General features: G+C 42.5%; 17 protein-coding genes. 2 read left to right on the top strand and 15 right to left on the bottom strand.

Annotation, left to right across the window (positions count from 1 at the left end):
* Window positions 1-5: 5 nt before the first annotated feature.
* The 14 genes from lpxB to rpsB form a co-directional block, all read right to left on the bottom strand.
* A complete protein-coding gene (lpxB, locus tag VSA01S_RS00965) occupies window positions 6-1148 on the bottom strand; it encodes a lipid-A-disaccharide synthase (RefSeq protein WP_039979568.1) in 1143 nt (380 codons plus the stop codon).
* A 207-nt stretch (window positions 1149-1355) separates the two neighbouring features.
* Window positions 1356-2144: an acyl-ACP--UDP-N-acetylglucosamine O-acyltransferase gene (gene lpxA, locus VSA01S_RS00960; protein ID WP_039979567.1), complete on the bottom strand. Its 789-nt coding sequence runs from the start codon at window positions 2142-2144 to the stop codon at window positions 1356-1358.
* Window position 2145: 1 nt separating this feature from the next.
* On the bottom strand, window positions 2146-2598 hold the full coding sequence (gene fabZ, locus VSA01S_RS00955; protein ID WP_039979566.1) for a 3-hydroxyacyl-ACP dehydratase FabZ: 453 nt from the start codon (window positions 2596-2598) through the stop codon (window positions 2146-2148).
* A gap of 161 nt (window positions 2599-2759) precedes the next feature.
* Window positions 2760-3791, bottom strand: coding sequence for a UDP-3-O-(3-hydroxymyristoyl)glucosamine N-acyltransferase (lpxD, locus tag VSA01S_RS00950; RefSeq protein ID WP_039979565.1), 1032 nt, complete (start codon window positions 3789-3791; stop codon window positions 2760-2762).
* Window positions 3792-3796: 5 nt separating this feature from the next.
* Entirely contained in the window at window positions 3797-4306 is a 510-nt protein-coding gene (locus tag VSA01S_RS00945) for an OmpH family outer membrane protein (protein WP_039979618.1), read from the bottom strand.
* 13 nt (window positions 4307-4319) lie between these two features.
* On the bottom strand, window positions 4320-6734 hold the full coding sequence (gene bamA / locus VSA01S_RS00940; protein ID WP_039979564.1) for an outer membrane protein assembly factor BamA: 2415 nt from the start codon (window positions 6732-6734) through the stop codon (window positions 4320-4322).
* A gap of 45 nt (window positions 6735-6779) precedes the next feature.
* Entirely contained in the window at window positions 6780-8138 is a 1359-nt protein-coding gene (rseP, locus tag VSA01S_RS00935) for a sigma E protease regulator RseP (RefSeq protein ID WP_039979562.1), read from the bottom strand.
* Window positions 8138-9343 carry a 1-deoxy-D-xylulose-5-phosphate reductoisomerase gene (gene ispC / locus VSA01S_RS00930; protein ID WP_039979561.1) on the bottom strand — a complete coding sequence of 402 codons (1206 nt, stop codon included), beginning with the start codon at window positions 9341-9343 and terminating at the stop codon, window positions 8138-8140. Before ispC ends, rseP begins: the two co-directional genes overlap by 1 nt.
* Before the next feature lie 47 nt (window positions 9344-9390).
* Window positions 9391-10233 (bottom strand): phosphatidate cytidylyltransferase, encoded by an 843-nt coding sequence (locus VSA01S_RS00925; protein WP_039979560.1) that lies wholly within the window; start codon window positions 10231-10233, stop codon window positions 9391-9393.
* Between the two features lie 12 nt (window positions 10234-10245).
* A complete protein-coding gene (gene uppS / locus VSA01S_RS00920) occupies window positions 10246-11001 on the bottom strand; it encodes an undecaprenyl pyrophosphate synthase (protein WP_039979559.1) in 756 nt (251 codons plus the stop codon).
* A gap of 94 nt (window positions 11002-11095) precedes the next feature.
* Entirely contained in the window at window positions 11096-11653 is a 558-nt protein-coding gene (gene frr, locus VSA01S_RS00915; RefSeq protein WP_039979558.1) for a ribosome recycling factor, read from the bottom strand.
* Between the two features lie 98 nt (window positions 11654-11751).
* Entirely contained in the window at window positions 11752-12483 is a 732-nt protein-coding gene (gene pyrH, locus VSA01S_RS00910; protein ID WP_039979557.1) for a UMP kinase, read from the bottom strand.
* Window positions 12484-12632: 149 nt separating this feature from the next.
* Window positions 12633-13475: a translation elongation factor Ts gene (gene tsf, locus VSA01S_RS00905; protein ID WP_039979556.1), complete on the bottom strand. Its 843-nt coding sequence runs from the start codon at window positions 13473-13475 to the stop codon at window positions 12633-12635.
* A gap of 129 nt (window positions 13476-13604) precedes the next feature.
* Window positions 13605-14333, bottom strand: coding sequence for a 30S ribosomal protein S2 (rpsB, locus tag VSA01S_RS00900; protein WP_039979554.1), 729 nt, complete (start codon window positions 14331-14333; stop codon window positions 13605-13607).
* A 395-nt stretch (window positions 14334-14728) separates the two neighbouring features.
* Between rpsB and map the strand changes: the two genes are divergently transcribed.
* Together map and glnD are read left to right on the top strand one after the other, a co-directional pair.
* On the top strand, window positions 14729-15607 hold the full coding sequence (gene map, locus VSA01S_RS00895; RefSeq protein ID WP_039979553.1) for a type I methionyl aminopeptidase: 879 nt from the start codon (window positions 14729-14731) through the stop codon (window positions 15605-15607).
* Between the two features lie 100 nt (window positions 15608-15707).
* Entirely contained in the window at window positions 15708-18323 is a 2616-nt protein-coding gene (gene glnD, locus VSA01S_RS00890) for a bifunctional uridylyltransferase/uridylyl-removing protein GlnD (protein WP_039979552.1), read from the top strand.
* 66 nt (window positions 18324-18389) lie between these two features.
* Here the strand turns inward: glnD and truC are convergent, their stop codons facing one another.
* The gene (gene truC / locus VSA01S_RS00885; RefSeq protein WP_039979617.1) at window positions 18390-19169 is read right to left on the bottom strand and encodes a tRNA pseudouridine(65) synthase TruC; all 780 of its coding nucleotides are present in this window, start codon (window positions 19167-19169) and stop codon (window positions 18390-18392) included.
* Between the last annotated feature and the right edge of the window lie 6 nt (window positions 19170-19175).

Raw genomic sequence — 19175 nt, 5'->3', positions numbered from 1 at the left:
AATCTCTATTTCTCTATCAACTTTAGAACGGCATTAGCGGCTTGCTGATCTGCATTTTTACGGATCCAATGATGCATTTCTGTAAACTTATCCAACATGGCTTGGTTATCCGTTTCAAGTAAACGAGACACTTCGTTAAATAAGTTGTCTGGCGTGCAATCTTCTTGGAGGTACTCTTTGACCAGTTCCTTATCGGCCAGTACATTAGGCAAAGATACGTGCTCGATTGTCAGCAGACGCTTAGCAAGATAAGCCGTTACCGCATTCACACGATAGCCAACCACCATAGGGCGCTTAATCAACATACACTCGAGAGCAACAGTACCCGAGGCCAACATCACCACATCTGCAGCCGTGATGACATTACCTGCAGTATCATCGACCAATTTGAACTCTAATTCTGGCGCATGCTCTTTCCACGCACTTTCAAATTGCTCACGGCGTTTCTGGTTGACTAATGCAACAACAAAGCCAAGTTCAGGATATCTCTGGTGTAGTTTTTTACATGCTTCGATGAACGGCTGAGAAAGCATTTTTAACTCACTACCACGACTGCCCGGAAGTACAGCTAGCCATTTTTTATCTTGCTCTAAACCTAACAAGGCTCTTGCTGGTGCTTTATCTGATTGCAACGGAATCGCATCTGCTAAGGTATGACCAATGAATTCACAAGGCACATTGAATTTATCGTACACTGCTTTTTCAAATGGAAGGAACGCCAGCACAAGGTTCGTTGCTGCTCCAATTTTGAAAACCCGTTTTTGTCGCCACGCCCAAACTGAAGGGCTAACATAGTGGACCGTTTTGATGCCAGCCTGCTTCAGCTCTCGCTCCATTCGCAAATTGAAATCAGGCGCATCAATTCCTACAAAAACATCAGGTGGGTTGTCAGTGAAAAACTTCACTAATTGAGCTTTCACTTTCAATAACCGGGGTAATCGACCTAGGACTTCAACCAACCCCATGACTGCCAGTTCTTCCATCTCAAAAAGAGATTGACAGCCTTGAGCCATCATTTTAGGGCCACCAATACCGACAAACTCAGCGTCTGGATATTGCTCTTTTACCGCTTTAATAAAGCCTTCACCGAGAGTATCACCAGATAATTCCCCAGCAATAATGCCAATACGTAATGGTCTATGTTCCATATTTACTTCGCTATTTTTCTTGTGCACTACGAATAACGATTCTTCGTATAGAAAGACTATATTTACGAATCGTTGCCACGCTTAAAGGCTAAGGTCATCCCGCTAAACACAGCATCTTGAGGTTACTTGAGCATATCCATAAAACACAAAAAGACCGCGGCCAAATTAAGGCGCGATCTTTCTTTTATTTAAACTCTGTAACGTTGTTTAACGTACGATACCACGTTCAGTGGTTTCCAGAATATCTGACAAACGCTTCACAGCAGGCCACTCTTGAGCCATCTCAGCAAGAATAGGTTTTACTTCTTCAAGCGTTTTACCGGAGCGGTAAATTTCTTTGTAGGCTTTTTGCAACGCACGGATTTCAGGCTTCTCAAACCCATTGCGTTTCAAACCGACCAAATTCAAACCAAACGGAGAAGCGTGATTACCTTGTGCTAGCACATAGGCTGGTACATCTTGCACAACAGCGGAACAGCCGCCGATGTATGCATAAGCCCCGACAGTGCAAAATGGATGTATTGCTGATAAAGCCATCACGCCTGCATAGTCGTCCACCATTACATGACCGCCGAGAATAGCGTTATTGCCAATATGAGTATGATTGCCAACGACAACATCGTGCGCTACGTGAGCATTCACACACAATAAGTTATCGTTACCAATAACTGTCGTCGCTTTATCTTGTACGGTTCCTCGGTGAATTTGCACAGCTTCACGGATAACGTTTCGATCACCAATAACAACGGTGGTTTCTTCACCACCGTATTTTTTATCTTGGTTCTCTTCACCAATCACAGCATGAGGAAAAATGCGATTATCTTGGCCGATAGTCGTATGGCCTTTAATCACAACATGAGACATAACCTCAGTGCCTTGACCGATTTCCACCGTAGAAGTAATGTAAGTAAAAGGGCCAACGGTAACATTCGCACCGATCTTTGCCCCTTCCTCTACCACCGCTGCCGGGTGGATTTTAGCGGTTTCATGTATCATATTAAAACTCTCGACGAGCACACTTCAACTCAGCTGAACATACCACTTCGCCATCAACTTTTGCTACACCTTTAAATGCAGCAATGCCGCGGCGCTCTTTCAAAAACTCGACTTCGATGATCATTTGATCACCGGGTACTACCGGTTTGCGGAACTTAGCACCATCAACACTTGCAAAATAGTACAACTCATTTTCTTTTGGAGCACCAAAAGATTTAAATGCCAATAAGCCTGTTGCCTGCGCCATTGCTTCGAGAATCAAAACACCTGGGAAAACAGGAAGTTGTGGAAAATGACCGGTGAACTGAGGTTCGTTAACTGATACATTTTTGATCGCATGAAGGTATTGCTCTTTTTGAAAATCAATCACACGGTCAATCAACAAGAATGGGTAGCGATGAGGCAATAGTTCTTGGATTTCAGAAATATTCATCGTGTTCTTTTCAGTAGTCAAAGTCGTTTTCCTATATCAATTCTTATAAACCAAGACGGCCTAAAAAAGTAGATTATACCTATCAAAATAGGCATATTGTCTAGCCGCTTGGTGATAATTCTACTTTTAGCACATTATTATAGAAGAAAAAGACCCGCATTACGCGAGTCTTTGTTCAGAATTTATGATTCTTCTTTCGGTTCTAACCGTTTTTCAACCGCTTTCAGCCGCTTATTCATCTCATCAATTCGATGAACACGGGTAGCGGTCTTACGCCACTCACGATTGGTCTGCAAAGGGATACCTGATGAATACAAGCCCTTTTCTTCAATGCTTCGCATTACCATGCCCATTCCAGTAATCGCAACACCATCTGCAATTGAAATATGACCGTTAAGAACCGACGCGCCGCCGATTTGACAGTACTTACCAATTTTTGTACTGCCAGCGACAATTGTACCACCGGGCATTACCGTACCATATCCGATCTGAACGTTATGAGCGATTTGAAGTTGATTATCAAGGATCACGTTGTCTTCGATTATCGTATCTTCTAGCGCTCCACGGTCGATCGTAGTACACGCACCGATTTCTACACGATTGCCAATCCGCACCGAACCAAGCTGAGGAATTTTAATCCATTCACCGTGATCGTTAGCATAACCGAAACCATCAGAGCCAATGACAGTACCAGATTGCACGAGACAATCATCACCCATTGACACTTCATGATAGACAGTCACATTAGCCCACAACTTTGTATTATTACCAACCTTGGTGTTCTTACCAATAAAACAACCAGCACCAATACTAACGTTATCGCCAAGCTCTACACCTGTTTCAATCACGGCATTAGCACCAATGGTTACATTAGTACCCATCTTAACGTCAGCTGCGATAACCGCACTAGCAGCGATATCATCCGCTGGTTTTGGGGTTGTATCCATTGCTTGTACAACACGAGCAAAAGCAACATACGGGTCAGCGACAACGAGCGCATGACCAACACATTGATCTTTATGGTCAGCTTTAACCATGACTACTGTTGCTTGACAATCAGCAAGGTGTTTTGCATATTTGGGATTGGACAAAAAGGTTACATCACCTTCTTGAGCTTTATCCATAGGGGCAACACGACTGACAACGACAGAGTCATCCCCAAACAGTTCACCACCAGTAATTTTGGCCAATTCGGCTAATGTAAATGTCTTCATAAGTTTTATTTTAGTGCTTTAATGACATCTTCTGAAATATTGTACTCAGGACTTGCGTATTGAAGAGATGAAGTATCAATAACTAGATCATATCCTTTCTTCTTAGCTACTTTGTCAACAGCTTGTTGAATAGTTTTAAATAGCTTTGCTTTTTCTTCTGCCTCACGACGGGCACTTGCTTGCTCTAAAGCCTGTGCTTTTACTTTATATTCACTATCTAATTTTGCAATATCAATGCGAAGCTTTTCGATTTCTTCTTGGCCTAACAGCTCACCATCTCGTTGCAGCTTCTCAATTTTTGTTTTTGCTTTTTTCTTAATTGCTTTCAACTCATCAGCTTTGCTCTTAAAGTCTTTTTGCATTTTTTGCACAACTGCTTCTCGTTGAGGAAGCGCTTGGAAAACTTGAGCAGTGTTTACATAACCAATTTTCTGCGCAGCTTCTGCTGCATGAGCAATCATTGACGAACTAAGTATAACAAGGCTAAGGCCTGCTGCTTTAATCATTTTATTCAAAATATTTTTCCTTTTAGAAGGTTCTACCAATAGTAAATGAGAAGAACTCTTCATCATCACCATCATATTTCTTAATCGGTTTCGCTAGTGAGAAAACTAGTGGCCCCATTGGAGACATCCATTGTAACGCTACACCATAAGATGAGCGGTAATTGGTTGGATCTGAGTAATCGTAGTAATACTGTTTACCAAATTCAGCGCCTGAGCTGCTGTAGTCAAACTCAGTATCCCAAACACTTGCCATATCGTAGAATACACTGGTACGAAGTTGACTGCGTGTTTCTTCAGACACGAATGGAAGCGGTACAATCAGTTCCATACTTGCCAGTGCCATGGCATTACCACCAACAGAATCATCCGTAGCACTAAATGTACCATTATTACTATTAACGTTATTACGATAAACCGCTTTAGGGCCAGCAGAGTTAGAGCCAAAGCCTCTCAATGTAGTAAAGCCACCAGCATAGAAGTTTTCATAGAATGGGAATAGATTATCGTGTCCGTCGGTTTCACCATAACCATTGCCATACCCTAATCGACCACGTAACAAGAGGGTAAACTCATGTTTTTCCGTAAGAGGTATATACTGACGTACATCATATTGCATTTTGAAGTATTGTACATCAGAGCCAGGAACCGTCATTTTATATGATGCATTCTGAAGGTTACCTGCAGTAGGGAAATATCCACGGTTTAAGTTGTTGCGCGTCCAAGAAAGGTTGATATCAAAGTCATTGACGTTCAACGAACCATCTGAATCTCGCTTATCTTCATAAGCTTCAAGAAACTTTTCTATCTGCATGTAAGGAGATAAGTTACCGATCTTGTTATGTGTATAGCCAACACCAAACTCAAGGCGGTTTAACTCATTAACAGGAAATCCCCATGTCAAATTAGTACCGTAGCTCTCGTTAGTGTAATCAACAATACCAGCTTCTGAAGCTTCAAATTTATCATAGAATATTTTGCCACCTAAGCTCACACCATCCAAAGTGAAATAAGGATTTCGATAATCTAGGCTCAAGTTTTTCTGGTAATCGTTCATCATGGCATTAATGCCAACTCGGTTACCAGTCCCTGCAAAGTTATCTTGTTGAAGGCCTACTTGGAAACTGACGCCAGACTCAGTACCATAACCAACAGCAAAATTTACACTGCCGGAGTTCGCTTCTTTAACAACATAAACAAGGTCTACTTGGTCATCGGTACCTGGTACACGAACGGTCTCCACTTCAACGCTTTCGAAGTAACCCAAACGGTTGAGACGGGTTTTGCCCATTTCAATAGATTTAGAGTTTAACCAACTGCCTTCCATTTGGCGCATTTCACGACGTAATACTTCATCTTTAGTGGCATTATTACCTGTAAAACGGATATCACGAACATAAATACGGTTACCAGGATCGACATTAACAAGCAGTGATACTTGTTTTTCGTCATCATTAAATTCTGGAATAGTATTGACTTGTGGATAAGCATAACCTGACTCACCAAGGACACGTTTGATGCCTTCTTCTAATGCAGTCACTTGTGAGCCGTTGTATACATCATTGGCTACAAATGGCACCATATCCTCAAATGCATCAGCTTGACCATTTAAGTCGCCACGAAATTTAACCTCTTTCACCGTATAGACATCACCTTCATCTAAACCAAGTGTTATATAAACACCTTTTTTATCCGGAGAAATGGCGACTTGAGTAGAGTTGACATTAAATTTCAAATAACCGCGATCAAGGTAGTATGATCTTAGTGCTTCAATATCACCTGCGAGAACTTGCTTCTGATACTTTTCATCTGCTAAGAAGTTCCACCATGGCACATCTACGTTTAAGTTAAAACGTGAGAGCAACTGGTCATCGTTGAAGGCCTCGTTACCAATAAAGTTAATCTGCTGAATTTTGGCAGATACCCCTTCGGTAAAGACAAACTTTAGATCTGAGCGATTTCGTGGTAAAGGTGTTACAACTGCTTTTACTGTCGCATTATATTTACCCACGCTGTAATAAAAGTCTTCTAAACCTTTTTCGATGTTGCTAAGTGCCGTACGGTCCAAAGCCTCACCTTCACGAATACCAGAAGCTTTTAGATTCTCTTCCAACTGCTCATCTTTAATCGCTTTGTTGCCTGAAAACGATACGCTAGCAATGGTTGGGCGCTCTTTAACTTGAACAACTAACACATCACCATCACGCAACACTTTTACATCTTCAAAATTACCCGATGCGTATAAAGCACGAATAATTTCAGCTACATCACCTTGATCAACAGTGTCGCCAACACGAACGGGCATTTTTAACAATGCAGCACCAAGAGCCACTCGTTGTAATCCATTAATTTCAATATCTTGAACTACAAAGTTCTCTGCTCCACTTGCCGATACACTGGTTGCCAGTAAACTGGCAAACAAAATTCGCTTAATCGCCATACTTGTTCTAATTATTCCTTGCTACTACTGTGTCTCTGAACTATCTCACAGACGAGTAAAATCATTAAATAGCGCTAACGCCATGAGCGAGAAGATAATAGCACCACCAACTCGAAACCCCATTTCCTGAACTTTTTCTGGAACGGGACGTCGAATGATCGCTTCTATTGCAAAAAATAGAAGGTGCCCACCATCTAGCATAGGTAAAGGAACGAGATTAATAATACCTAAGTTAACACTTATCAGTGCCAGAAAACCTAAAAAATAGACCAAGCCATAGTCTGCGGTTGCTCCAGCACCTTTCGCAATCGATATTGGTCCACTCAGATTATTCAAACCAACATCACCAACAATCAGTTTTTTCAACATGCTGATAGTCAAACCTATGACTTGGCCTGTCTTGTCAATGGCTTTACCAATGGATTCAAATACACCAAACTGCAATTCAAAGCGATACTGCTCAGGCCATGAAGCAATTTTAGGCGCAATCCCAGAAAAGCCAATCAACTGATTATCGGCAAGTTCACGGCTATCTGGAACCAAGCGCAAAATTTGTTGGTTCCCTTGACGCATGATTGTCAAATCAATTGGTGTCATTGGGTGAGAACGGATTGCCTCAACCACATCATTCCAATTTGAAATCATAATACCGTCAATTTCTAGCAACTTATCGCCTACTTGAAGTCCTGCTTTATCCCCTGCTCCACCTTTAGTCACGTTTGCTAACTCAGTGTAGACTTCAGGAGTATAGGGTTTAAAACCTAATGACTGCATTGTGGATTGTGTTTCTGGATCAAATTTCCAATCACGAATATCGAGCGTTTTAGTCACATCCGAACCGAGTTCGTCTTTAGAAGACAAAGTCATCGTCATCGAGTCATCACCAATATGAGACACGAAACCCATGTTAACCGATTCCCAATCTGGAGTTTTGATACCTGAGATTGACTTTAGTTCCATTCCAGACTTAATTCCTGCCTGAGCAACAATTGAGTTTGGTGTTACTTCACCAACTACAGGCTTGACTGCAGGAACCCCTATCAGGAAAACCAACCAATAAGCAAAAATAGCAAACAAAAAATTAAAGATAGGACCAGCAGCAACGATAGCCGTTCGCTTCCAAAGCGGTTTTTGGTCGAAGGCAAAATGGCGCTCGTTTTCTGGCACATCATCGACTCGACTATCAACCATCTTCACATAACCCCCAAGTGGGATCATAGATAGGCTATATTCCGTTCCGTCTTTACCAATTTTACTCCAAATAGATTTTCCAAAGCCGATAGAAAATTTTTCAACTTTCACACCACAACGACGAGCAATCCAAAAGTGTCCAAATTCATGTACAGCAACCAATATGCCAAGAGCAACGATAAAAGAAGCTAAATTCCATAAAATACTCGACATTATTTACGCTCTCGCAGAAATTCTAAAGTAATCAGACGGGACATTCTATCCAGCTCTATTAAGCTTTCCAAGCTATTCGTTTTCTTTGTGTTATGGCTTGCAGTAATTTTGTTCAAAACCGCTTCATTGATCTGTGCAATATCAGTAAAGCCAATGCGCTGGTTAAGAAATGCGTCTACAGCAATTTCATTTGCTGCATTTAATGCAGTAGTAGCATGCTGGCCTTCATAGCACGCATCCATAGCTAACTGAAGACATGGATAACGTGCAAAGTCCGGTTGCAAAAAAGTAAGCTGTCCAATTTGGGTAAAATCAAGAGGCTGAACACCCGCATAAATTCGTTCAGGATAAGACATCGCAAGTGCTATCGGCGTTGCCATATCTTGCTCACCCATTTGAGCCAGTACAGAACCATCACGATATTGCACCATTGAGTGAATCACAGATTGAGGGTGGATGACCACTTTCAATTGCTCACGAGTCGCATTAAAGAGCCATTTCGCTTCTATGTACTCCAAGCCTTTGTTCATCATGGTTGCAGAATCAACCGAGATTTTTGGCCCCATGGACCAGTTAGGATGAGCAACCGCTTGAGCGGGTGTCATACTACTCAACTGACTGATGTCAGTATATCTAAATGGTCCACCAGAGCCAGTAAGTAGGATATGAGAAATACCGTAATCATCTAAATTACAACGACCAAGTGTGGTCTGAGCCTGCTCGGGTAAGCATTGGAAAATCGCATTATGCTCACTATCAACAGGTAAAAGCTCTGCCCCACTCTCTTCAATAGCATCAATAAATAGCTGTCCGGACATCACAAGCGCTTCTTTGTTAGCTAACAAGATACGCTTTCCTGCTTTAACTGCAGCCATCGTTGGGAGTAATCCTGCGGCACCGACTATAGCCGCCATAACACTATCTACTTCTTCTAAAGAAGCAACATGGCAAAGCGCTTCGACTCCACCTAATACTTCTGTAGTGGGCGATAAAGTCGTGAGCTCTGCTTTGAGTGCCAATGCAGCATCTTTATCCGCCATTACCGCATATTTAGGCTGCCACTGGCGACAAAGTATTGCCATTTTTTCAACATTGGTACTTGCCGCTAAAGCTAAAATAGAAAAGCGTTCTGGATTTTGTTCAACCACTTTAAGTGTGCTTGCACCAATTGACCCTGTCGCACCAAGAATCGTTAATTTTTGCATGTGTAAACCGTGAGAAGAATCGGGAGCAGTACTTCACTCCCGACAAATTAAATTACGTAATAAAGAAATGCAAATACTGGGAATGCTGCAGTTAGACTATCAATTCGGTCCAGAATTCCGCCGTGTCCTGGAATAATATTACTACTGTCCTTAATACCTGACTCTCGCTTGAACATACTTTCAGCTAAGTCACCAAGCACAGAAATAACCACCGTAGCAGAAGTAATGATTGCCATATTAATAGTGCTACTAAAATGGATATTGAACCAGTCTGCGAATAGGTAACCAACGATAAGTGCTGCGAGCAAACCACCAATTAAGCCTTCAATTGTCTTATTTGGGCTAACCTTGGGTGCCATCTTATGCTTACCCAAGCTTTTACCTGCAAAGTAAGCACCGCTATCTGCAGCCCATACCAAAAAGCAAACATATAAAACAAGTTTTGCACCATGGTACGGATCTGATGTGATATCTGTCGCTCGAAGAAAAATAACAGCCCATAAAAAAGGCAACAAAGTCAAAAAACCAAATACGTGCCGCAATACGTTATTATTTTGCCAACAGCCTGTAGATTTAGGGTACATAATGACCAACCCACTCACAATTACCCACCAAACGGAGCCAATTGCTAAAATTGCATAATGCGATGTAGAAAATTGATTTAGGCTCTCTGGATCTGACGGGATAACAAAAAAGCTCAACCCGGTTATGACTAACGTCGGTACAAGCGCGACCAGACGGGAGTTGTTTTGCGTAAATTGAGTCCATTCCCAAAAGCCTAAAAGCGTAATTGCAGTCAGTGCGACAATGAAACCAATCAGAGGCAGTTTAAAAATACCTAAGATGACTAAAGGCGCTAAAATTAGCGCTGTAATTATTCTTTGTTTCAAACTAGACGGTCCTTATTGAGCAGCCATAAATGCTTTAACTTGCTCACCTGTACAGCCAAAACGGCGTTCTCGGTTGATAAACCATGTAACAGCTTCAACTAAGCTGTCTTCATCAAAATCTGGCCAATATTCTGAAGTGAAATACATTTCAGCGTATGCCATTTGCCACAGCATAAAGTTGCTAATACGGCACTCACCACTGGTGCGAATCAGTAGATCAACTTCTGGCAAATCTGCCATTGTTAAATTCTGAGTGATAAGCTCTTCATCAATATCTTCTGAGCTAATTTCACCACTTTGAACTCTTGAAGCCAATGCCCTAGTAGCCTGCATGATATCCCACTTACCACCATAATTCGCAGCAACATTAATCACCATTCCAGTATTATTTGCCGTTAGTGCTTCCGCTTCAGAAATTTTACGTTGAAGTCGCCCACTGAATCGGCTGATATCACCAATCACTCGCAACTGTAGATTATTTTTATGTAACTTTTTTACTTCACTAGATAAAACTGTGATAAATAGTTCCATAAGTAGACCGACTTCTTCCTCAGGACGACGCCAGTTCTCACTGCTAAAAGCAAATAACGTCATGGCTCTAATACCAAGTTTAGACGCAGTTGATACGGTTTTACGAACCGCATTGACGCCTTTTTTATGGCCAAATACACGGGGCTTACCTTTAGATTTTGCCCAGCGCCCATTACCGTCCATAATTATGGCTATGTGTTTAGGAAGAGAGTCAGAGAAGACTTGAGAATTTTGCATAGGAGTTAATCGAGTTCCATCAATCGGACAGAATAACACAAAAAAACGCTGCACTGTAAGTACAGCGTTTTACAACAGTGATGTTGGTGAAGTATTAAACTTCCATCAACTCTTTTTCTTTTGCAGCAAGAACTTCATCAATCTTTTTAACTGAAATGTCTGTCAGTTTTTGGATCTCATCTTGCGCTTTACGATCTTCATCTTCAGAGATTTCTTTGTCTTTCAAAAGACCTTTGAGATCGTTGTTAGCATCACGGCGGATGTTACGTACAGCCACACGACCACCTTCTGCTTCTCCACGAACGATCTTAACGAGATCTTTACGGCGTTCTTCTGTTAGTGGTGGAAGTGGGACGCGGATGATAGTACCAGCAGACATTGGGTTTAAACCCAAGTCAGACATCATGATCGCTTTTTCAACTTTTTGAGTTAGTTCTTTGTCGAAAACTGTGATTGCTAGAGTACGTGCGTCTTCTGCAACTACGTTAGCAACTTGGTTTAAAGGCGTTGCTGCACCGTAATATTCTACTGAAATACCAGATAGTAAACTTGGGTGAGCACGACCAGTACGAACTTTAGAAAGGTTATTTTTTAGCGCTTCAACGCTTTTATCCATGCGCTCTTGCGCGTCTTGTTTGATTTCGTTAATCACAGTTTCACCTTAAAAATGTCATCTTTCTTAAAGAAAGCTTAAAAGGGTTAAGTCAAGCGAAGCGCCACCTAATGTGTTGCTCTAGGTGACATCTTGAATTATACGTCAGCGTTGATCAGCGTTCCTTCCGCCTCACCCATTACCACACGGCGTAGCGCACCTGGTTTGTTCATATTGAATACACGGATTGGCATTTTATGATCACGAGCAAGAGTGAACGCTGCCAAATCCATTACTTTCAATTCTTTATCCAGAACTTCTGCATAAGAAAGCTTATCATACAGTTCTGCATCTGGGTTTACTACTGGGTCAGAGGTAAATACACCATCAACTTTTGTTGCTTTTAGAACCACATCAGCTTCAATTTCAATACCACGTAAGCATGCTGCTGAATCTGTTGTAAAAAATGGGTTACCTGTACCTGCAGAGAAGATCACTACACGTCCTTGGCGAAGTTCACGAATAGCATCAGCCCAGTTGTAATCGTCACACACACCTTTTAAAGGAATAGCAGACATTACTCGAGCATTGACATACGCACGGTGAAGTGCATCACGCATTGCTAGACCATTCATTACAGTTGCTAGCATACCCATATGGTCACCTACAACACGGTTCATGCCTGCTTCAGCTAGGCCTGCACCACGAAATAAATTACCACCACCGATCACTACACCAACTTGAACACCCAGTTCTACCAGCTCTTTTACTTCTTGGGCCATACGGTCAAGAACTGCTGGATCAATACCAAAACCATCTTCACCTTGAAGAGCTTCACCGCTCAGTTTTAATAAAATACGTTGATACGCAGGTTTAGGGTTCGTAGTCATGGAGTTTACCTTCCAAAGAGAGTTGTTAATTAACAGTCATAAATGAGCACAGTATTTTATGATCATTGATCACAGCTCGTTTTCGTCGCTCTTTTCGTAAAAAGACCGCAGCCATGGCTACGGTCTAGTATTCAGGCAATTGCTAGGGATTAACCTTTCTGAGCAAGTGCAACTTCTTCAGCGAAGCTCATTTCAGCAGCTTTCTCGATACCTTCACCTACTTCTAGGCGAACGAAAGTCTCAACAGAAGCACCTTTCTCTTTTAGCATTTCGCCAACAGATTTCTTAGGCTCCATAATGAAAGCTTGACCAGTCAAAGAGATTTCGCCAGTGAATTTCTTCATGCGGCCGATAACCATCTTCTCAGCGATCTCTTGTGGCTTACCTTCGTTCATAGCGATTTCAACTTGAACTTCTTTTTCTTTTGCTACTACGTCAGCTGGAACGTCTTCTGGATTAACGAACTCAGGCTTAGAAGCAGCAACGTGCATAGCAACGTGCTTAAGTGTTTCAGCGTCGCCTTCACCAGCAACTACAACACCAATTTTCTCACCGTGACGGTAAGAAGCCATTGCAGAACCGTTTACGTATGCAACGCGACGAATGTTGATGTTTTCGCCGATTTTTGCAACTAGAGCCACACGTTCTTCTTCAAACTTAGCAACAAGTTCCTCAGCAGTAGCTTTAGTCGCTAGAGCATCAAGTGCTACTTTTTCTGCAAATGCAGTGAAGTTACCGTCTTTAGCAACGAAGTCAGTTTGGCAGTTAACTTCAAGAAGAACAGCTACGCCATTTTCTTCTTTAATGATGATTGCGCCTTCAGCTGCAACGTTACCAGCTTTCTTAGCTGCTTTCGCTGCGCCGGATTTACGCATGTTTTCAATTGCTAGTTCGATGTCAGCGTTTGCTTCTACAAGCGCTTTCTTACATTCCATCATGCCAGCGCCAGTGCGCTCGCGAAGTTCTTTAACTAGAGCAGCAGTAACAGCCATTCTCTATTCCTCGTTTGATTCGAATAAGGTAAAAAACAGGGGCCTACATTGTCGGCCCCATTGCTAACTATAACTCAGTCTATGCTAAAACAATCATTCACATAAACTAAGTGTGACACAGAGCCGTGATTATTCAGCTTCTACGAAACCGTCTTTTTCAGCAACTGCTGCAACGTCTTTGTTGCGACCTTCAGTTACTGCTGATGCAGCAGCATTTAGGTATAGTTGAACTGCACGGATTGCATCATCGTTACCTGGGATGATGTAGTCTACGCCGTCTGGGTTAGAGTTAGTATCTACCACTGCGTATACTGGGATACCAAGGTTGTTAGCTTCTTTAATTGCAATGTGCTCGTGATCAGCGTCGATTACGAATAGAGCGTCAGGAAGACCACCCATATCTTTGATACCACCAAGAGACTTCTCTAGCTTCTCCATTTCACGAGTACGCATTAGAGCTTCTTTCTTAGTTAGTTTTTCGAAAGTACCGTCTTGTGCTTGTGCTTCGAAATCTTTTAGACGCTTGATAGATTGACGAACTGTTTTGTAGTTCGTTAGCATACCACCCAACCAACGGTTGTTTACGTAGTATTGGTTGCTTGCAATTGCAGCTTCTTTAACAGCTTCAGATGCAGCGCGCTTAGTACCTACAAAAAGAACTTTACCTTTCTTCTCGCCAACTTTAGCTAGTTCAGCTAGAGCGTCGTTGAACATTGGTACTGTTTTTTCTAGGTTAATGATATGAACGCGGTTACGAGCACCAAAGATGAATGGCTTCATTTTTGGGTTCCAGTAACGAGTTTGGTGACCGAAGTGAACACCAGCTTTTAGCATATCGCGCATTGATACAGTTGCCATTTTAAAATCCTCTATGGGGTTAGGCCTCCACATTCCCCATACCTCCGACTAAGCTTCTGCTCAGCACCCCGGAACATGTGACGGAATGTGTGTGATTTAAAGATAAAAGTTTATCGGAGATAAGCTTGCTTCGTTACATTTTTAACAAAAGTAAAGAGAACAGTCCTCTACTCCGGCGCGCTTTATAACATAATTCAGCCTAGATTGGCTAGTAAAAATTCTCTATCATGCTCCCTCTAAAGACGTCACAAAGCACCATACTCTGATTAAAATCTCATAAATGAGAGCTCTTTAAATACAATTCATCACCTTAACTGGCTGGGTTAAGGGCTGGATGTCTGATAGAATAAAAACATTCGCACATTTGCGAGACTACGAATAAATAGAGAAAGCCAATGTCAATCAAGATTAAAACTGCTGAAGAAATCGAACGCATGCGTATTGCGGGCAAGTTAGCCGCATCCGTACTAGAAATGATCGAACCACACATTAAAGCTGGGGTTACAACAGATGAGCTTAACCAAATCTGTCACGATTATGCTCTAAAAAATGGCGCTTACTCTGCACCGCTTGATTACCATGGATTCCCTAAATCAATCTGTACGTCAATCAATCATATTGTTTGTCACGGTATTCCTGCAGCACAAGATGAAATCGGTGCCAATGGTCAAATGAAACCCGCAGTTCTTAAAGATGGTGATATCATCAACGTAGATATCACTGTAATTGTCCCGAACGATGAAAATGCGGATTTAACCGTTCGCCCACAAGGCTACCATGGCGATACTTCAAAGATGTTCTTAGTGGGTGATGTATCTCCTGCTAACAAGCGCCTTTGTATGGTTGCTCAAGAATCACTATACCTTGGAATGCGCCAAGTAAAACCTGGAGCAACAGTAGGCGACATTGGTACTGCGATCGAAAAATACATCAAAGAAAATAACAAGAACAATCCACGTAATAAATTCTCAATTGTGAAAGACTTCTGCGGTCATGGTATCGGTGATGAGTTCCACGAAGAACCACAAGTCGTCCACTACAAGAATAAAGATCGTCGCGTATTAAAAGAAGGGATGTGTTTCACCATAGAACCGATGATCAATGCGGGTAAATTCGGTTGTTCGATCGACGCGGAAGATGACTGGACAGTTTACACTGGTGATGGCAAAAACTCAGCACAATGGGAGCATACTATTGTTGTCACTAAAGATGGGTGTGAAGTACTCACACTCCGAAGTGATGAGAGTATTCCACGTCTGATGAAAAACGTTTAATCATCGAATTCTTTTTCTATCCTCGCCCATGCGGGGATATTTTTTATGCGTATAAAATTTGTTAGATTGGTTAGACTAACTCGTCGCATGGATCGCCAAAATGACCTTTCAGCCACCTACTACATTTACCGATGAACAGCTCAACGTTGATAACTTAAAGCAAGCACTCGAAGAGTTCCATCTGTCCCAAAAACAAGATTTTTTAAATTACCTCCCTGTTAGCAATTTGGTATTATCACGTGCAGAGTATATGGATTTGCTACTCGATCGCCTCTGGAAACACTTTGGTTTTTACGAACTACCACACATTTCACTGGTCGCAGTAGGTGGCTACGGAAGGCGTGAACTACACCCCCTTTCCGATATTGATATCCTCATTCTGTGCAACCAGACGTTGCCTAATGCTATCGAAGCTAAAATTAGTGGATTCATTACCCTACTTTGGGATTTAAGACTCGAAGTGGGCCATGCTGTTCGAACCGTTGAACAATGTGCAGAAATCGGCCGTTCTGACTTAACGGTTGCTACTAATTTACAAGAAGCACGTTTATTATGTGGTTGTGAAAGCACCTATCAATCTTTACAAAACATCGTTTTATCTGAATCGTTCTGGCCCAGCGAAACCTTCTATAGCGCCAAAATACAAGAGCAGCGTGAACGCCACTCCCGTTATCACGATACGACTTACAATCTTGAGCCAGATATTAAATCGACACCAGGTGGTTTGAGAGATATTCACACTTTAAGTTGGGTAGCTCGACGTCATTTTGGTGCCACCTCTTTGCTAGAAATGAGCCGGCATGGATTCTTAACAGATGCCGAATACCGTGAGCTGGTCGAGTGTCAGGATTTTCTATGGCGGGTACGCTTTGCTCTTCATATTGAGCTACGCCGCAGTGATAATCGCTTGACGTTTGCTCATCAAGCCCAAGTGGCTGAGCACCTTGGCTATACTGGTGAAGGAAACCGAGGTGTCGAGATGATGATGAAAGAGTTCTATCGCACACTTCGCCGAGTTGCCGAACTGAACAAAATGCTGCTCAAGTTATTTGATCAAGCCATTATTAACGGTGGTGCCACTCCAGAGGCGAAAATCATCAGCCAAGATTTTCAACGCAAGGGCAATTTAATTGAAGCTCGGAAGCCTGCTTTATTTCAAGCTCGCCCAGAAAGTATCTTAGATATGTTTCTACACATCGCTAACGATTCAAGTATTGAAGGAGTTAGTCCAGCAACACTTCGGCAACTTCGAACGGTGCGCCGACGACTCAATAAATTTCTGCACACCATTCCACAAGCGCGTGACAAATTCATGGCACTGTGCCGCCACCCAAATGCGCTGCATAAAGCATTTGGGTTGATGCATAAACTGGGTGTACTCGCCGCCTACCTACCGCAATGGAGCCAAATTGTAGGTCAAATGCAATTCGACCTATTCCATGTTTATACCGTTGATGAGCATAGTGTCCGTTTACTGAAACACATCAATACATTCAGCAACCCAGACAATCATGATAAGCACCCTATATGCTGTGACGTTTATCCTCGGATTCAAAAAAAAGAACTGTTGATCATCGCCGCAATTTTCCATGACATAGGCAAAGGACGAGGTGGTGATCACTCTATTATTGGTGCAGAAGAAGCCTACGAATTTTGTATTGAGCATGGTCTATCTAAACCAGAAGCAAAGTTGGTTAGTTGGCTGGTCAGACACCACCTACTCATGTCAGTCACCGCTCAGCGGCGTGATATTTATGATCCTGACGTCATTACTGAGTTTGCTAAAAAAGTACGTGATGAGGAATCTCTCGAGTTTCTCGTCTGTTTGACCGTCGCTGACATCTGTGCGACAAACCCTGAATTGTGGAACAGTTGGAAACGCACGCTGCTTGCTGAGCTCTTTTATTCGACTCAACGAGCCCTGCGGCGTGGTTTAGAGAACCCAGTCGACGTGCGTGATCGCATTCGCCACAACCAACAAATGGCCTCTGCGCTCCTTCGTAAACAGGGGTTTACTTCTCGTGAAGTAGAGGTCTTGTGGCAACGCTTTAAAGCCGACTATTTCTTGCGACATACCCATAAGCAGATCGCTTGGCATGCAGCCAATATCCTCAAGATGAGCGACCTGACCCAGCCTCTGATCTTGATCAGCAAAAAGGCAACAAGAGGAGGTACGGAAGTCTTTGTTTACTGTAAAGATCAACCCGCTCTATTTGCAAAAGTCGTAGGTGAACTGGATCGACGTAATCTTAATGTTCATGATGCCCAGATCATGACCAGCAAAGATGGTTATGCCCTAGATACCTTCATGATCCTTGACCAACACGGCAAAGCTCTCGTACAAAATCGCCACAAAGCCATTAGGAAGCATTTAGTTCAAGTCCTTGATGAGAAACACCAGACTCAACTCAAACCACGCCGGACTCCACATAAGTTACAACATTTTAAAGTCAAAACATCGGTTGATTTCCTCCCAACGAAAAGTAAAAAGCGCACACTTATGGAGCTCGTCGCACTCGATACTCCAGGACTCTTAGCGAATATTGCGCATACTTTTGCCAGCTTGGGGGTTAATCTACATGCAGCAAAAATCACCACCATCGGTGAAAGAGCAGAGGATTTATTCATTCTTACGAGTGAGGCCGGAGGAAGACTGAGTGAAGAACAACAAGAGGAATTAAGAACAAAGATCATAGAGAAGCTGCGAATACCCTAACAAGGGGCCACAAACTCTAATCTAATCGAAGGGGCGGAATGTTTCGCCCCTTGATCGGTTTCACCACTAAGAACATTCCGTCTTAGTACTCAGTAACGTCGTGTCCCAACCAAAACGGGTAAACAACTGTTGCCAAGTATCATCGATTGGCGCTCGGATGATCACTTCTTTGCCTGTCAGCGGATGAACAAAACTAAGTTCCGAAGCGTGTAACAATAAACGACGTGAATCAAACTTCTCACGATAGAGCTTATTGTGCTTTCCATCCCCGTGTGTGGTATCACCAACAATAGGATGACGAAGATGTGCCATATGTCGACGTAATTGATGCTTACGACCTGTTTGAGGTTGCATTTCCATCAAACAATAACGTGTGGTTGGGAACTTACCCGTAGAATAAGGCACTTCTACTTTGGCGAGTGGCTTATAGGCCGTTATTGCTTGTTGGGCTTCTTTCTCTTGAGTCGCGAATTTATCAGCAATTTTATCCAGCTCAACTTTGAGTGCGTAATCCAGCACCCCTTCTTGTTCTATCCAGCCGCGAACTATTGCGTGATAGGTTTTTTGCATCTCATGTTCCGCAAACATAGGCATCACCTTAGCAGCAACTTCACTCGATAAAGCAAACACCAAGACACCAGAAGTTGGGCGATCTAAACGATGTAACGGAAAGACATGTTGACCAATTTGGTCACGCAACGTTTGCATCACAAACTGGGTTTCATGTTTATCTAACCAACTGCGATGAACTAACATCCCCGCAGGTTTATTGACGGCAACCAAATAAGCATCTTGATAAACAATATCTAACTCTACTGGGGCTGGGCTCGTTTCTGTTTCTAACATTAAATT

The organism is Vibrio sagamiensis NBRC 104589, assembly GCF_007990935.1.
Taxonomy (GTDB): Bacteria; Pseudomonadota; Gammaproteobacteria; order Enterobacterales; family Vibrionaceae; genus Vibrio; species Vibrio sagamiensis.
Note: the sequence above shows the minus strand (reverse complement) of the source record. Positions and strands in the feature narration are given on the sequence as shown.

Bases quoted from the DNA above. Each gene is read 5' to 3' on its own strand.
- pyrH (WP_039979557.1), bottom strand. From the start codon at position 12,483: ATGACTACGAACCCTAAACCTGCGTATCAACGTATTTTATTAAAACTG.
- truC (WP_039979617.1), bottom strand. From the start codon at position 19,169: ATGTTAGAAACAGAAACGAGCCCAGCCCCAGTAGAGTTAGATATTGTT.
- lpxD (WP_039979565.1), bottom strand. From the start codon at position 3,791: ATGAAGACATTTACATTAGCCGAATTGGCCAAAATTACTGGTGGTGAA.
- glnD (WP_039979552.1), top strand. From the start codon at position 15,708: ATGACCTTTCAGCCACCTACTACATTTACCGATGAACAGCTCAACGTT.
- bamA (WP_039979564.1), bottom strand. From the start codon at position 6,734: ATGGCGATTAAGCGAATTTTGTTTGCCAGTTTACTGGCAACCAGTGTA.
- uppS (WP_039979559.1), bottom strand. From the start codon at position 11,001: ATGCAAAATTCTCAAGTCTTCTCTGACTCTCTTCCTAAACACATAGCC.
- tsf (WP_039979556.1), bottom strand. From the start codon at position 13,475: ATGGCTGTTACTGCTGCTCTAGTTAAAGAACTTCGCGAGCGCACTGGC.
- map (WP_039979553.1), top strand. From the start codon at position 14,729: ATGTCAATCAAGATTAAAACTGCTGAAGAAATCGAACGCATGCGTATT.
- rseP (WP_039979562.1), bottom strand. From the start codon at position 8,138: ATGTCGAGTATTTTATGGAATTTAGCTTCTTTTATCGTTGCTCTTGGC.
- lpxA (WP_039979567.1), bottom strand. From the start codon at position 2,144: ATGATACATGAAACCGCTAAAATCCACCCGGCAGCGGTGGTAGAGGAA.
- rpsB (WP_039979554.1), bottom strand. From the start codon at position 14,333: ATGGCAACTGTATCAATGCGCGATATGCTAAAAGCTGGTGTTCACTTC.
- ispC (WP_039979561.1), bottom strand. From the start codon at position 9,343: ATGCAAAAATTAACGATTCTTGGTGCGACAGGGTCAATTGGTGCAAGC.
- lpxB (WP_039979568.1), bottom strand. From the start codon at position 1,148: ATGGAACATAGACCATTACGTATTGGCATTATTGCTGGGGAATTATCT.